The 14,132-nt window shown below is 69.1% G+C and carries 12 protein-coding genes and 5 pseudogenes; 11 read left to right on the top strand and 6 right to left on the bottom strand.

Annotated features, from left to right (window positions below; translation table 11 throughout):
- Nucleotides 1-303: transposase (locus ACFV9O_RS37535; RefSeq protein ID WP_385426763.1), on the top strand; the 303-nt coding region annotated here is incomplete at its 5' end.
- A 182-nt stretch (nucleotides 304-485) separates the two neighbouring features.
- Here the strand turns inward: ACFV9O_RS37535 and ACFV9O_RS37530 are convergent.
- The 3 genes and pseudogenes from ACFV9O_RS37530 to ACFV9O_RS37520 all read right to left on the bottom strand — a co-directional run.
- Nucleotides 486-973 (bottom strand): annotated as a pseudogene (locus ACFV9O_RS37530) (transposase); the annotation flags it as partial.
- 572 nt (nucleotides 974-1,545) lie between these two features.
- A complete protein-coding gene (locus ACFV9O_RS37525) occupies nucleotides 1,546-1,914 on the bottom strand; it encodes a molybdenum cofactor biosysynthesis protein (RefSeq protein WP_385426761.1) in 369 nt (122 codons plus the stop codon).
- Between the two features lie 288 nt (nucleotides 1,915-2,202).
- Nucleotides 2,203-2,443: pseudogene (locus ACFV9O_RS37520) on the bottom strand (transposase); the annotation flags it as partial.
- Here ACFV9O_RS37520 and ACFV9O_RS37515 point away from each other — a divergent pair.
- The gene (locus ACFV9O_RS37515) at nucleotides 2,405-2,698 is read left to right on the top strand and encodes a hypothetical protein (RefSeq protein ID WP_385426767.1); all 294 of its coding nucleotides are present in this window, start codon (nucleotides 2,405-2,407) and stop codon (nucleotides 2,696-2,698) included. The pseudogene ACFV9O_RS37520 and the gene ACFV9O_RS37515 overlap by 39 nt on opposite strands.
- Nucleotides 2,699-3,235: 537 nt before the next feature.
- Here ACFV9O_RS37515 and ACFV9O_RS37510 read toward each other — a convergent pair.
- Entirely contained in the window at nucleotides 3,236-4,108 is an 873-nt protein-coding gene (locus tag ACFV9O_RS37510) for a hypothetical protein (RefSeq protein ID WP_385426758.1), read from the bottom strand.
- 344 nt (nucleotides 4,109-4,452) lie between these two features.
- Between ACFV9O_RS37510 and ACFV9O_RS37505 the strand changes: the two genes are divergently transcribed.
- Nucleotides 4,453-6,594, top strand: coding sequence for a hypothetical protein (locus ACFV9O_RS37505; RefSeq protein ID WP_385426755.1), 2,142 nt, complete (start codon nucleotides 4,453-4,455; stop codon nucleotides 6,592-6,594).
- 188 nt (nucleotides 6,595-6,782) lie between these two features.
- On the opposite strand, the pseudogene ACFV9O_RS37500 reads toward ACFV9O_RS37505, so the two are convergent.
- Together ACFV9O_RS37500 and ACFV9O_RS37495 are read right to left on the bottom strand one after the other, a co-directional pair.
- A pseudogene (locus tag ACFV9O_RS37500) lies at nucleotides 6,783-6,899 on the bottom strand (IS5/IS1182 family transposase); the annotation flags it as partial.
- Nucleotides 6,900-7,036: 137 nt separating this feature from the next.
- Nucleotides 7,037-7,696 carry a TetR/AcrR family transcriptional regulator gene (locus ACFV9O_RS37495; protein WP_385426752.1) on the bottom strand — a complete coding sequence of 220 codons (660 nt, stop codon included), beginning with the start codon at nucleotides 7,694-7,696 and terminating at the stop codon, nucleotides 7,037-7,039.
- 155 nt (nucleotides 7,697-7,851) lie between these two features.
- Between ACFV9O_RS37495 and ACFV9O_RS37490 the strand changes: the two genes are divergently transcribed.
- The 8 genes and pseudogenes from ACFV9O_RS37490 to ACFV9O_RS37455 all read left to right on the top strand — a co-directional run.
- Nucleotides 7,852-8,805 carry a fumarylacetoacetate hydrolase family protein gene (locus tag ACFV9O_RS37490; protein ID WP_385426749.1) on the top strand — a complete coding sequence of 318 codons (954 nt, stop codon included), beginning with the start codon at nucleotides 7,852-7,854 and terminating at the stop codon, nucleotides 8,803-8,805.
- Nucleotides 8,806-8,900: 95 nt separating this feature from the next.
- Nucleotides 8,901-10,122 (top strand): annotated as a pseudogene (locus ACFV9O_RS37485) (AMP-binding protein); the annotation flags it as partial.
- A 21-nt stretch (nucleotides 10,123-10,143) separates the two neighbouring features.
- Nucleotides 10,144-10,809 (top strand): hypothetical protein, encoded by a 666-nt coding sequence (locus tag ACFV9O_RS37480; protein WP_385426765.1) that lies wholly within the window; start codon nucleotides 10,144-10,146, stop codon nucleotides 10,807-10,809.
- A gap of 65 nt (nucleotides 10,810-10,874) precedes the next feature.
- Nucleotides 10,875-11,225 carry a DoxX family protein gene (locus ACFV9O_RS37475; RefSeq protein WP_385426746.1) on the top strand — a complete coding sequence of 117 codons (351 nt, stop codon included), beginning with the start codon at nucleotides 10,875-10,877 and terminating at the stop codon, nucleotides 11,223-11,225.
- A 344-nt stretch (nucleotides 11,226-11,569) separates the two neighbouring features.
- Nucleotides 11,570-11,695, top strand: coding sequence for a hypothetical protein (locus ACFV9O_RS37470; protein ID WP_385426744.1), 126 nt, complete (start codon nucleotides 11,570-11,572; stop codon nucleotides 11,693-11,695).
- Nucleotides 11,696-11,732: 37 nt separating this feature from the next.
- Nucleotides 11,733-12,173, top strand: a complete 441-nt coding sequence (locus tag ACFV9O_RS37465; protein WP_385426742.1) for a hypothetical protein — start codon at nucleotides 11,733-11,735, stop codon at nucleotides 12,171-12,173.
- On the top strand, nucleotides 12,157-13,380 hold the full coding sequence (locus tag ACFV9O_RS37460) for an acyltransferase family protein (RefSeq protein ID WP_385426739.1): 1,224 nt from the start codon (nucleotides 12,157-12,159) through the stop codon (nucleotides 13,378-13,380). The genes ACFV9O_RS37465 and ACFV9O_RS37460 overlap by 17 nt, the downstream gene beginning before the upstream one ends.
- A 97-nt stretch (nucleotides 13,381-13,477) precedes the next feature.
- Nucleotides 13,478-14,023 (top strand): annotated as a pseudogene (locus tag ACFV9O_RS37455) (IS5 family transposase); the annotation flags it as partial.
- Between the last annotated feature and the right edge of the window lie 109 nt (nucleotides 14,024-14,132).

Here is a 14,132-nt window from a genome sequence, read left to right as displayed (position 1 = left end):
CGCCTCGCCCACGACGAACAGGTCCCGCCCGCACCCCGCGGACGCATCCCGGCGAACGCGACGCTCAAGGAACGGATGGCCCGCAAGCTGCGGACGAAGCCCGGCCGGGCCGCCTACAGCCGCCGCAAAGCCATCGTCGAACCCGTCTTCGGACAGATCATGACCTGCCACAACGGCCGCCAACTCCTCCTTCGCGGACAGGACGGAGCCCGCAGCGAATGGCGACTGCTCGCCGCCTGCCACAACCTCCGCAAGATCTTCCGACACGTCGGAACCGCGGGCCTCGCCGCGGCGATCGGCTGACCATCCGGGCCGCCCCGGCCTCAGCGGGCAGAAATCCCGGCCCGACCGACCCGCCCGTCGGCCCCACAGACGCTGACCGGGCGACCGTGAACGATCCCGCCGATCAGGACCTCCCGGCCAGCTGACGGTTACTGAGACGCGCTCCTAGCGAGGGGACCACCGGATTTACTGACTTCGGCTTGTCAGGGTGAGGGTGGTTCGTTGAGGGGCAGGCCGGTGCCTGCTATGAAGCCGTCGAGGGTGTGGGGTCTGTACTGCAGGCGCTTGAGCCGATTGCGTACGAGGACTTCGAGTTGGTCGAGGGCCATAACGGCGAGGTTGGCCAGGCTGCGCTTGATGTGGCCCATACCCATTCGACGGGATTCAGCTCGGGCGAGTAGGCGGGCAGCAGGAACACCGTCAGCCACGCCCGCTCGGCGACGAGGTCGCGCATCCTGCGGGAGACGTGGGTGTTCAGCCGGTCCCACACGAGCACGATCGGTGCCCTGACCAGCTGGTGGACGCCGTCGATGAGCGCGATGAAGTCCCGCTCGCACATGCTGCGGCGTGTGCCTTTCCCAGCAGGGTGGGTGCGCAGGCGGTGGCACAGCCGGGTCCTCGAGCCGGGCCGCATCGCGATCAGTCCGGCCACAGACAGCCGTCCCGAGCGGCGGCCACTGATGGTCACGACGGGGGTGCGTCCGCCCCGGCCCCAGGTGCGTCCCCTGGGCGGTCTGCGGGTGAAGCCGGTCGCTCAGATTCGTCGCGCCGAGCACGATGGCCACCGCCAACTGGACCACCACCGTCGCCCGGTCGCGCAAGCCTCGCCCGAGACCCACCGGCAGTGCGGCTGCGAGGGAACCGGTGAGCCCCACCTTGTCCGCGCACCGACGCAGCAGTACCGTCCCGGCGTGGCCGACCAGCCCCCTGCCGTCGGCCCGCACACGCAGCCGACGATCCCACCCTGTACGCTCGCTCACCAGAAAGGTGCCCTGACTCTTGTGCTGGATACGACGTAAACACTCGCATCCTCGCAGGTCAAGGCATCTTTTCTCCTTTCAGGGCGTCAGATCGATCCAATCCGCTGAATCAGCCGGGTCAGGCCCTCGCGGCCGCACACCGGTACCGGTCGGCGGTGTCGAGCAGGGAGGTATCCGAGCAACTGCCATGCTTCGGCCTTGCGCAGCGTGGGTGTACCGGGCGCTTTTGAAGTCCAGCGGAACCCCATCGGCGACGAGGTCGGCGTCGGCCGTGATCGGCGCCTCACCCCGGGACGGAGGGCAGCACCCTGAACTCAGCCGGCCCCAGCGTGAGCCACCCGTCCGTCAGCGGCGTACACCGCACACCGCCCTTGTCACGCAAAGCGCGGTGCGCCCCCGGACCGATGAAGGTGTCCATCCAGGCACAGGGCCTGGCGGGGCGCCGCACGGACAGTAGAACCGGGCCCTCACCGGTGTCGAGTGACACGGTCGTACCCACGAGAGCGTCGATGTCGATCCCCCGGAGCAGGACGTTGCGACGCGTCAGCCGGAGATCGACTGCCGGGTTGATGTCCACGGGGAGGTTCTCCGCGGCCATGAGCGTGACAGAGGCATCGCGATGGGCCGGTCGGCCGAAGTAGCGGTCACCCACGATACCGAGGTTCGCCCGGACCTCGGCACGCGAGACGAGTTCGCCGTCATGTGCCGGGGATGGCCCGTCGGAGGGCCGCCCCGTACACCGGTGCACGGGCGAGACCAAAAGCTGAACGACTTCCACCACTGCCATAATGCCCACCAGCCTACGCCAGTCCTCTGCCGGATCGGCGATCGCGCGAGCGACACTCGTCCTCAACGGAATCTGGAAGTGATCACCGTAGGAAATACCTCATTGATTTCTCAATAGACGGGTTCCTATTTATTGATCCGAAACTCCAAGGTTTTATTCGATCGTATAGCGGAGGTGTGGGCTGTAGAAGCAGCCGAAGCCGATGTGCGGCCAGCGCTGGCACGGGCGGAAGACCTGCGGGTTTCTGCGGTGAGTTGGGCCTGGTCGCGGGCCCGCCACGCATGGGCGGACTGCGCTTGAAATCGGCATTGACCAGCTCGTCGGGGTTGAGGTCTGGCGAGTATGACGGCAGGAAGTGCAGTTCGAGCCGGTCGGCGTGCTTGGCCGGCCAGTCGCGGACCGCACGGGAAGGGTCGGCGGAGTGCCCGTCCATCACAAGGTGGACCTTGCCGTCGAAGTGGCAGTGAGCCGCTCCGGGAAGCGGCACACGACACCCGCGTCGAAAGTCCGCGTGAATACCATGAAGTGGATGCGCACCTTGGTGCTGATCGCGAACATCGCGTTGACCGAGAAGCGGTTGCCGGTGCGGCGCACGATCGGGGTACAACCTTTTGGAAATGAGTTTGCTGCTTTCGCGCGCCAATGTTGAGTTTGGTTCGCGTTACGGTAACCCAGTCGGGCGAGCTGATCGCACTTGTAGGCCGCCGCTACTGCTCCCCGCTCACCCTGCGTACCCGCTTCGTACGGCGCTGTACGGTCTGGCGCCGACCGATCCGATGCGAGATCGTCACCCCCTTGACAGGTGATTCTGAAGTTGGCGCCATGGCGTCATCCACCGGGCAGGTATCGCATTTCCCTCCCCAGGGGAAATGGCAACGTCGAACACCTGCATCGCTCGCTCTTTTCTGGGGAAAAACGCGGTGCACTGCCCGCCGAGGCTTCCCGGACCACGGCCGAGGCGACGGTACCGCCGTGTACTTGCTTCCTGGAATGGCTCCCGGCGGGCAGTACGACGGGCAGTACGAGTAGAGCATCGTGAAGCTTCCCGAGCTGATCCCGAACAGGAGGACCGGACCATCGCGAAGATGATCCGGGAAGAACTCGGGGGACGTGCAAGCGACCCGTCCTCCCTGGTCCGGCCGTCCCGCCGGTGAGGCAAACACGGGGGGCCGAGGTCCGGGCGTTTCTAGGCCTGGCGCTGCGCGCGTTGCGTACGGAGCATGTGGGCCGCGTCCAGCAGTTGAGCGGCGCTGCGGCGTTCGGCGTAGGTGGGTGCGCCTTGGGCGGAGGCTGTGGTGAAGCGGGCCAGGAGTTCGCGGCCGGGGAGAGGGGAGGTGCTCTGGACGGCCCGCAGCAGGTACGCGTCCTTCTCAGCGGTGGGCAGGGAGCCGATCCATGACGCGAGTTCGGCGTCCCGGTCGGAGACCTGCGTGAGGGGAAGGCTGGTTTCGGCGGCCGTGGCGAGCAGGTCGGCATCGAGTTTGAGGAAGTCGGCCAGAGCTCGCTGAGGGCCGGTCAACTGGGCCAGACCGGGTGGGACGGGTGGTTCGTGCTCGGCCTGGAACTCCTCCTCGTCGTCCTCGCGCAGCTCCCAGGCGGCGAGGCCGACCAGCCAGGCGAGGTAGAGGGGACGCAGGTCACCGAAGGCGAGTTCGTTGCGGATGCCGAGGATCGCTGAGAGGGGCGTGTCGTCGCTCTCGTCCCAGTCGCCACCCTCGTCGGGTTCTTGGAACAGGTGCAGCAGGGTGTGGCCGTTGCGGGTCCAGGCTGCGAGGGAGTCGTCGCTGAGGTATGGCTGGACCGCCTTGATCGGCAGCTGAGCGGAGGGCAGACGCAGCATGATGCGCCGGCTGCCCCAGTTGGCGAGGTAGAGGTGGGCGTCGTAGAAGCGCTCCATCAGCCCGCGTTCGTCGCCGCGGAAGTTGCCGAAGCTGTACTCGTTCACAAAGCTCGTCGGGGTGATTCGCGCCCGGCTGGACACGGCGCGCACCACATTGAGCTCCTCGCTCGTCAGCGGGCGGTCGACGGCGAGGAACTCGTAGTACTGGTACTCACTCACGGCCGTTGAGCGTACCCGGTCGCCTTCCATCCATCACCGCGGCTGCCAGTTCAGACACGGACGCGGGAACGGCCGGTTCCGAGCGTCGTGCTCAGGCCGAGTCGGGTCGGGCGGGGCAGGTGCCCGTCGCGAGCGCATCAACTGCCGGTATGGGGAGCTCGTCTGCGATCGTGGCCGCGCCGGCCGTACCCGCGCCGGCGGTACGTGCGCTCCAGGCGGTCCGGTCGGTCGCCAGGCAGCACACCCCTCTCGTCGATCGAGCGCGAACTACGACGTCGCCGAGGCGCTGGGCCGATAGTGTGAGGGCACGGACAGCGTACGGCGAAAGGCAAGGCCAGTTTCTGATGCGGATGTTCTTCGAGCCCGAGGACCCCGAGGCTGAGGACGAGTTCGAGGCGGCGTGCAGTCTGCTTGTCGACCGGTTCCAAGGTTGGGCGCGAGAGGAGGGCCTCGACGTAGATCCGTTCGTCGTCGAAGCCGCGCTCGACTACCGCCACCGCGGCACACCCGACGGCAGACTGGGGCTGTGGGACCCGCGGCATGTCGATGAGTTTCTGCTGGAGTGGCTGCCGCGGACGATGACGCTACTGCCCGGTGAGGAACTCGCCGATGCACCGGCCACGCTGCGCGCCCTGCTGCGCTACCTGAACGCGGTCCACCTCGTGGATCCTCGGGGTGCCTCTCTGGCCGAGGGCCTGTCGGCCGTCGACGCCGCAGCGCCCCGCTATGCGGGCGCGATGGCCGACCGCAGTCGCTGGGGCATCGCGAAGTTCTGGGTCACGACCGCCGCAGAGCAGGGCGTCGACGTTCACGACGAGCAGGCGATGCACGACTTCGTGGAGCGGGCGCAGCGTGGCGAGGTGCCCTACGACCGCGACGTCCTGGACACCATTGTCCAGCGGCACATGACGCGCGGCCCCGGAGCCGCGCACAGGGCCGAGCCGCAGCTGCCCGTCACCCTGCCCGGCGACGATGTGCTGCGCGAGCAGGCCGAGCGGTCGCCCGCGCTGGGGTGGCTGCGCGGCCTGACCGAGTGGGCGGGGCGGGACGGCCGGGCGCTGACCGGTACCGGCAGGCTGCGCCTGGCCGATGCGCGCGAGCTCGTCGAGCAGCTGGGCACCGGCGATGCCACGGCCGGGGTCCGGTCGTCCGCGGACCTGCCCCGCCTCGGCCTCGTTCTGGAGTGGGCGAAGGCGGCCAGGCTGGTACGGGTCGCCAAGGGGCGGCTGTACGCCGTGGCCAAGGCCGAGCCTTTGCTGCGGGATCCCCTCGCACTGTGGCGGCGCGCTTTCGACGCGTTCTTCGAGCTGCGCGGGCCGCTGATCGGCCCGCGCAGCGGCTGGCACGTGGAGTCCATGCTCTTCGACGCCTACGACGATGTTCTGCCCGATGTCCTGGCCACCCTCTACAGCCTGCCGTACCCCATGCCCTGGCCCCGGTTGCGGGACTCCGTCCACCTCGCCTACCGAGACGGGTTCCAGCTGGGCGGCTTCGGCGGCCACTCACTATGGTTCGAAGACGCCGACCGCGATCTGCGGACGGTGCTGGCGGCACTGGAGGACCTGGGCGCCATCGCACGCGACCAGGGCATGGCCGACCCCGTCTTCCTCGACGTGCCTCTGGACGAGGGGAGCTCCGAGCCGCCCGCCGGGATGCCACCCGAGCTCGCCCAGCTCCTCGGCGCTGCTGCCACGGACGAAGGGGCCGCCATTCGGGCCCGCGAGCTGAAGGCCGAACTGACCACAGGGCCAGTCGAGTTGATCCGCCTCACCGCGCTCGGAACGGAATCCGTACGCCGGCGGCTGCTGGCCGAAGGCCGGGACGCCCCGCTGGTCGGCGAACTCGCACAGGCTCCCGCGGCCGGTCTGCTCGGTGTCCTCGCCGAGCACTACGACCCGGACTCCGCCCGCGCGGAGCTCGCTACCTGGATCGCGGCCCACAGCGATCCACGAGCAGCGGGCGATGCGCTCGCAGCGCGCGATCCGCTCGAAGCGCGTGATCCGCACACAGCCGTGGCGAGGCTCACCGATGCGGTACGGGCCATGCCGTTCCGCACCCGCGCCGAAGCCATGCTGGACGTCCTCGTCGAAGCGCTCGACGACGGCGAGACCCTCCTGCGAAGCCTGCGTACGGATCCGTCGCTGGCGCCCACCGCACTGAGCGTTCTGGTACGCCGCGACATCCTCGACCCCGGGGACCTGACCGAGGCCGAGACCCTGCTCATGGTCGCCGAGAGCCTGCTGCAACTCCTGGAAGCGGCCGGTCCCGACAGCGTGATCGAGACGCTGCGCGACCAGGGCCCACAGGCCGAGGAGGCTCTCGCGGCTGCTCTGGCCTCAGGCCACCCGGACCGGGAGGGCATCGCGGAACTGCAAGCCGTCGCCGAGCAGGCGCTGCGCAGGCCGAAGGCGCGTGTCGGCCGCGTGCAGCGGGGGTCACACGGCAAGGACCGGAGTGCTCCCAAGAGAGGGAAGCGCCGGCGGTGACCGGGGGAGTGGGGCAATCTATAGCTGCTGGTCGTCGGCGATGCGTCCTTCGGGCCACCCAAGACGATGGTTCTTCGATCGCTCGCGGGGGCGGAGGGCTGCTCCTAGGGTCCGTCTTCGATCTTGCCCAGAGCAGGAACGACGCGAGTGTGACCGCTGCTTCGTAGGAAGTGGCGGGTCTTCTCCTACCGGGTCACGATGCCGCGGAAGACCTTGAGCCGGTTGAAACAGCGTTCAACGACCCAGCGGGTCTTTCCCAGTCCTGGGCCGTGGGCAGCGCCGCGACGGGCGATCCTCGGGGTGATGCTGTGTCAACTTCCGGTGTGTTGCCTTGCCGCGCTTTGCAGTCTCGATGAGGTGTTGGGCTGGTCTGCAGGAACGGGCCACGGTGGGGCCTCTCCTCGGTCGGTCTCGGTCCCTCTCGCGTCAATGATCATCCGGGTCAGGTCGCCGGTAGGGCAGGCAGGGGACGGGTGGCGATCTCCTGTGCTTCGGCGCGTGTCAGGCCGAACATGCACAGCAGGCGGGCGGCCAGTTGATCGGTGACGCGCTCGGCGTCGAGGTCGGGGCGGGTCTCCAGGAGGTACAGCACCCCGAGCAGGGCGCCGCCGGCCATGGCGACGGCGGTGTGGGGATCGTCGATGTCCAGCCGTCCGCTGCCGGCGGCGGCCTGCAGGTCCCGCATCGCCTGGGAGGCCAGGCCGGTCTCAGAGGTCAGGTAGGGCATGCCGGTGCGCACGAGGATCCTGGCAATCTGCGGATGGGTGCGCTGCAGGCGGCCGGTCAGGCGGACGCTGGCGGAGAAGACCTCTGCCGGGTCCTTCAGGTCTCCTACGACCGAGTCCAGAAGTGCCCCGTGTTCATCCAGGGTGAGTGCGACGGCGGCGTCGAACAACTCATCCTTGCTGGTGAAGTGGTTGTAGAAGGAGCCGAAGCCGACGTCCGCCGCCTCGGTGATCTCCTGGATGCTCACGTCGGCCCGCCCCTGCTCGGCGAGGAGCCTCTGCGCGGCCGCGACCAGTGCGGCCCGGGTGCGCGCCTTGCGCATGTCCAGGCGGTTGGGCGTCTGGCTGTTGGCCCTGCTCCGTCCGTCGGTACTCATCCCCACACCTTACCCAGCAGATCAGTGTTGATTATTACATCAGCGCTGATTCCCATTGACGATTGCTCGATCTTAACTGATGCTTTCATCACTCTGACCGGATATTGCTCGCGGGAGCGGTCCCGGTCGACGCTGCCCAGTACTCAGGAGATCCGATGAGTATCCAGATCGTCCGCACCGCAGACGGCTGGTGGGCGGAGAGCAGCACAGGACGGCTGCACCGCGTCGACACCGATGCGGACACCACCGCCGGACTGCTTGCCGCCCGCTCCGCCGTGCAGGAGGCGGCTGCCCGCGCCGCGGCAGACCCCGATGCTGGGCTGTCCGCAGGAGAAACAGAGCTGCTGTCGCCCGTCACCACCCCCTGCCGGGTGGTGGCGCAGATGGTCAACTACCGTTCCCACGCGGTTGACTCCGGATTCGACCCGGACACCGTCCCGCCCGCCTTCTTCCGAAAGGCCTCAGGGTCCGTCAGCGGCCCCTACCAGGACATCGTGCGTCCGCCGCACGTGCGCTTCCTGGACTACGAGGTCGAGCTCGGGCTGGTGATGGGTGCCGACCTGCCGGTCGGCACCGAGGTCACCGATTCCACCCTTGCGAAATACGTCGCTGCGCTGGTCGTCGCCGACGACGTCAGCGCCCGCGACCTGCAGCTGCCCAAGACGCAGTTCTACGAGTCCAAGTCGTACCCGACCTTCACCCCCCTCGGCCCTCGGCTGCTCCTGGTCGACGCCGACGACCTGGCCCGCCTGCTGGAGCTCCGGCTCACGCTGAAGGTCAACGGGGCCACCCGGCAGGACCGCACCACCACCGACATGATCGTCCGACCCGCGCGGGCGCTCACCCTGCTGGCCCGCTTCCAGACCCTGAACCCCGGTGACGTCCTGCTCACCGGAACACCGGGCGGCACTGCACTGAAGTCACCGGGGAAGCTCCTGGCCACGCTTGCCGCCCTGCTGCCACCGCACAAGCGCTGGCAGAAGTTCTTTGCCCGCCAGGAGGCGAATCCCGACTACCTCAAGGACGGCGACGTCGTCACGGTCCGCATCGCGACCGACGACGGCGTACTCGACCTCGGCGAGCAGCGCACGGTGGTGCGCGCCCGCTGACCGCTCCCGGGACCCCCGCCCGGGACCGGCCGGCCCGGCTTCCCCGTACCGGGCCGGCCACTTGCCCCCATCCCTCACCCTGCAAAGGCGCACCGGTGACACTTACACCCACCGACCTGCTGTGGCCCGATTGTGACAGCCCCGCGGACCTGACCGCCATCGAGGCCGTCCCGCTGCATGAGCGTGGCCTGCCCGCCACCACCTACGACGCACTGCTCCGCGCCGCGCGCCTGTGGCCCGACCGCCCGGCCCTGACGGCCGCGCGTTTCCTGCGCCCCGCCACCGTGACCTTCGCGCAGCTGCGCGACCAGGTGCATCGCACCGCCAACCTGCTGCGCTCGCTCGGCGTCACCCGCCGCGCCGCCGTGGGCCTGCTCGCGCCGAACACCGCGGAGTTGCCCGCCGCCCTGCTGGCCGCCCAGGCCGCGGGCATCGCCGCCCCGGTGAACCCGGGCCTGGCGTCCGAGCACGTCGAGCAGCTGTTGCGGCGCGGCGGCGCGCGTGTGCTCATAGCCGCCGGTCCGCAGCTGGATGCGCAGGCGTGGGCCACGGCCCGGCAGGTCGCCGCCTCCCTGCGCCTGGACTCGTTGCTGGCCCTGGCGCCCACCATGGCCGACGGCCTCGCTCCCGCTCTGGAACCAGTCGATGGCGTGCGCGTGGGCTACCTCGCGGAGCTGGCCGCCTCCCATCGGGCCGATGGGCTGGTGGACATCGAGCCCCCGGCCGCCGACGACCTGGCCGCCTACTTCCACACCGGCGGCACCACCGGGACCCCCAAGCTCGCCGCGCACACACACCAACGAAGTCGTCGACGCGTGGATGGTGGCCGCGAGCATCCCCCTCGACGAGGACTCGGTCATGTTCGCCGCGCTGCCGTTGTTCCACGTCAACGCCCTGATCGTCACCCTGCTCGGCCCGCTGCTGCGCGGCCAGCAGGTGGTGTGGGCCGGACCGCTGGGCTACCGCGACCCCGACCTGTTCCCGGTGTTCTGGAAGCTGGTGGAGCACTACCGCATCGCCGCGATGTCGGCGGTGCCCACCGTGTACTCCGTCCTCGCCGGCATCCCCGTCGACGCGGACATCTCCGGCATGCGGTTCGCCGCCGTCGGCGCCTCCCCGCTGCCTCCCGCCGTACGGCAGGCCTTCGAGAAGCACACCGGCATCCCGCTGTGCGAGGGCTACGGGCTGACCGAGGCGACCTGCGCCTCCGCCCTCGGCGTGCCCGGTCACACCCGGCCCGGCAGCGTCGGCCGGCGCCTGCCCTACCAGCAGGTCATGACCGTGCACATCGACCCGGACACCGGCGAGTGGCACGACCTGCCGCCGGGCGCCACCGGGGTGCTCGCCGTCAGCGGGCCCGCGGTCTTCGCCGGCTACGTCGCCGAGCACACCGCCCACGGGCCACGGCTGGAGACCGCCGGGAAGATCCGCGAGGGCTGGCTGGACACGGGCGATCTGGCCCGCATCGACGCCGACGGCTTCGTCCATCTCGCCGGCCGCGCCAAGGACCTGATCATCCGCGGGGGACACAACATCGAGCCCGCCGGTATCGAGGACGTCCTCCTCGCCCACCCCGAGGTCACCGCCGCCGCGGCGGTCGGCCGCCCCGACCCGCACGCCGGCGAGGTGCCCGTCGCCTACGTCACCCTCACCCCCGGTGCCCGCGTGGATCCCGCCGAGCTGCTCACCTGGGCCACCGAACGGGTCGGCGAGCGCGCCGCCGCCCCGCGGGAGGTGCTCGTGATCGACGCCATCCCGCTCACCGCCGTCGGCAAGCCCTACAAGCTCGGCCTGCGGCTGGACGCCACCCGCCGCGCGGTCCTGGCCGAACTGGCCGCCCAGGGCGCGGACTGCGACCCGGACCAGATCGTGTGCCGCACGCACGACGGAAGCGTCCACGTCGTGGTGCCCGCACCTGCCGACCAGGCGGTACGGCACAGGGTCACCGCAGCCCTCGACCGGTACGTCCTCGACTGGCAGTACGCCGCCCAGCCCGTCACCTGACCCGGGCCGCAGCGATCCGCTTCCGGACGGCAGCGAGCCGTCCCTTCCGCACAGAGAGAACCTCCATGAGCATCACCACCATCGTCCTGGCCGTCATCCTTGCCACGGTCTTCCTCCTGCTGGGGTCGGCCAAGCTCGCGGCGGTCCCCGCGATGCGCCAGGCCGCGGCCCACGTCGGCATGACCACCACCCACTACCGCCTGCTGGGCGCTCTCGAGGTGGCGGCCGCGGCCGGGCTGCTGGCCGGCCTGCGGGTCACCGCGCTCGGTGCCGCCGCCTCAGTGGGCCTGATCCTGCTCATGGCCGGAGCCGTCGTCGTCCACCTGCGCAGCGGCGACCCGGCAGCCCGCTGCCTGCCCGCGGCCGTCGTGGGCGCCCTGGCCGCAGCCCATCTCCTCCTGCTGGCCGGCGGCTAGCAGGCACCCACCCCGTGGCCGGTGCCCAGCCGCCGACTGGGCACCGGGAGGACCACCATGAGCCGCATCGACGTCCACCAGCATCCGCCACCCCCGGCCCGCACCCGCCGGCTGAAGTCGAAGGGCATCCACGCTCCCGGCGGCCGCGGACTGCCGCAGTGGAGCCCCCAGCACGCCATCGCCCTGATGGACACCTACGCCACCGAAACCGCAGTGCTGTCCCTGCCCACCCCCGGCACCTGGCTGGGTGACGGTGCGAGGCGGCTGCCATCGCCCGGCAGGTCAACGAGTTTGGCGCGGACCTCGTCAAGGACCGCCCCGACCGGTTCGGGTACTTCGCCACCGTGCCGCTGCCCGACCTGGATGCCGCCGTGGCCGCCGCCACCCACGCCCTGGACGAACTGGCCGCCGACGGCGTCGTGCTGCTCGCCAACACCGACGGTGTCTACCTGGGGACACCCCGGCCATGACCCGCTCCTGGCCGAACTGGACCGGCGCCGTGCCGTCGTGTTCGTCCATCCCTCGCAGCTGCCCGCCCCGCCCCTCCCCGGGCCGCCGCCGTTCGCCGTGGATTTCCTTCTCGACACCACCCGCGCCGCGGCCAACCTGGTCCTGCACGGCGTCCCACGCCGCTACCCCAACCTGAAGATCATTCTGTCCCACGCGGGAGGTTTCCTCCCCTACGCCGCCCACTGGCTCACCGCCGCATTGGTCGCCGAGACCGGCCGCGTCTCCGAAGAGATCCTCGAGGACCTGCGCAGCTTCTGGTTCGACACCGCCACGGCGGCATCAAGGCTGCGAGCTGGTGCCATTCGTGGCGTACCGGCGAATGATCGGCATGTAGTTGAACAGCGGCGATGGACGTTACGTGAGTATAGGTATGGAATCTCCTGCTCTCGTCCCTGCACCGCTGGAGCGATTACGCTCCGCGGTGTCACGATCACTTGAATCCGGCGCGTCGGTCGGCCCGTCGCGGTTGGGCTGGTTAGACGCGTTGCGCGGCATCGCGGCACTGGTCGTGGTGTTCGACCACTCGTCGTACTCGTTCATGCCGGAGTTCCGGCGGGAGCTGATGCCGGAGTTCAACACCAGCCGGTACGGCATCATGGTGTTCTTCCTGGTGAGCGGTTACATCATTCCCGCGTCGCTTGAGCGCCGGGGTTGTGTGCGGACTTTCTGGATCGGGCGGGTATTTCGTATGTACCCGCTGTGGGCGGCTGTTGTCATCCCGGCCCTTGTCCTCAGCCTGCTGGGCATCGCGGAGATCCGCGCTGACTTCGGGCAGCAGAGCGTTGTCACAGTGGCCGCCGCCCATGTCACCTTCCTGCAAGAGCTGCTGGGGACGCCCAACTTCCTCATGGTCCTGTGGACGCTCTCGTACGAGATGGCCTTCTATCTGCTGGTCGTTGCTCTATTCACGGTCCGCCTTCACCAGCGATCCGCAGCGGTCGCCGTCACCCTGGTCGTGCTCGCCGCCGTAAGCGTGACGGCAGGAGTCGTGTTGCCGGTCTCCGCTCTCTCGGGCACGGTTGGCACTGGCTCGCTGGTCGCGCTCGCATCAGTCGTCATGGTGGCTGCCATCTGCTGTGCGAGCGCCGGGTCACCGGTGCTTCGCGTGTTCGGGGGCGTGTTGGGCGGCGTGCTGGCGCTCGTCCTGGTCCCGTTCAACGGCACGGTCCCCATGTGGGAGGGTCTGACCGTGCTCGCCGTGATGTTCTTCGGCACCGCCGTCTACCGGGCCGAGCACGGTCAGAGCACCTGGCAGTGGGCGGCCTGCACAGCCGTCGTAGTGATCGCTTGCACCGTGGGAAGCGCGTTCGAGTACGGCGACGGGTCCCATTTCACGCGGCGCGGCTGGATCGTGGCTTTTCTGCTGGCCGTGCTCACCTTCGGTGTCGGGCTGGCGTTGCGCCGCCGGCGGGTACCGCGCTGGCTGGCCGGACTGGGAACGATCAGCTATTCGGTCTACCTGGTGCATCCGGTGCTGCTGGCGGTGACCGACGGCACGATCGGCCGGAGGCAGCGGGACAATCTCGCACTCGAAGCGGCTTTCTATGCAGTTTTGTTGCCGCTGTGCGTATTCACCCACCGATACATAGAAGCTCCGAGCCAGACCTGGGGCCGGAAGCTGGCACGCCGCGTTCAGCGATGGTGACGAGCATTGTGGTTTGAGGTCGAACCTCTTCCAGATCCGCCCGATGGTGGACTTCGAGCAAAACGGGCAAGAGACCGAAAGTGATCCCGCGCTGGAAGAACGACGACGCATCCGGCGTCGGCGGAAACTCCGGCTGAAGGCCGCCCTCCTCGGACGTTCCAGAGGCGGGCAGACCAGCAAGGTCCACCTCGCCGCCGACCGCAAGTGCCGCCCGCTGGCGTTCATCCTGACCACAGGCCAGGCAGCGGACAGCCCGCAGTTCATCCCCGTCCTGAAGAAGGTACGGGTACGCGGGCCCGTCGGCCGACCCCGCATCCGGCCGGACGCGGTCGCCGGGGACAAGGCGTACTCGTCCCGCGGAAACCGCGCCCACCTGCGCAAACGCCGTATCAAGGCGGTCATCCCGGAGAAGAAGGACCAGGCCGCCAACCGGAAGAAGAAGGGCTCCAGAGGTGGCCGACCCGTCAGCCACGACGCCGATCTCTACAAGGAGCGGAACACCGTCGAACGCCTGATCAACAAGCTCAAAGCATGGCGAGGCATCGCCACCCGATACGACAAGACTCCCGACAGCTACCTCGCCGGTCTCCACCTGCGCGCCTCGATGATCTGGATCAAGGACCTCACCAGGACCACCCGATGATCACGACTCGATATGCCCCTAGTGTCATGAGTCTTTATTCCGCTATAGAAGTAGGCTGGGCTCATGGCGCGTATGGGTCGGCCGACGGTCGAGGTGGTTCTGGCGGATG

This window comes from Streptomyces sp. NPDC059909 (assembly GCF_042730885.1).
GTDB lineage: Bacteria > Actinomycetota > Actinomycetes > Streptomycetales > Streptomycetaceae > Streptomyces.
This window is presented reverse-complemented; position numbering and strand designations above follow the sequence as displayed.

What these genes read in the sequence shown, in the direction of transcription:
- ACFV9O_RS37505 (WP_385426755.1), top strand. Translation starts at nt 4,453, where the DNA reads ATGCGGATGTTCTTCGAGCCCGAGGACCCCGAGGCTGAGGACGAGTTC.
- ACFV9O_RS37495 (WP_385426752.1), bottom strand. Translation starts at nt 7,696, where the DNA reads ATGAGTACCGACGGACGGAGCAGGGCCAACAGCCAGACGCCCAACCGC.
- ACFV9O_RS37490 (WP_385426749.1), top strand. Translation starts at nt 7,852, where the DNA reads ATGAGTATCCAGATCGTCCGCACCGCAGACGGCTGGTGGGCGGAGAGC.
- ACFV9O_RS37475 (WP_385426746.1), top strand. Translation starts at nt 10,875, where the DNA reads ATGAGCATCACCACCATCGTCCTGGCCGTCATCCTTGCCACGGTCTTC.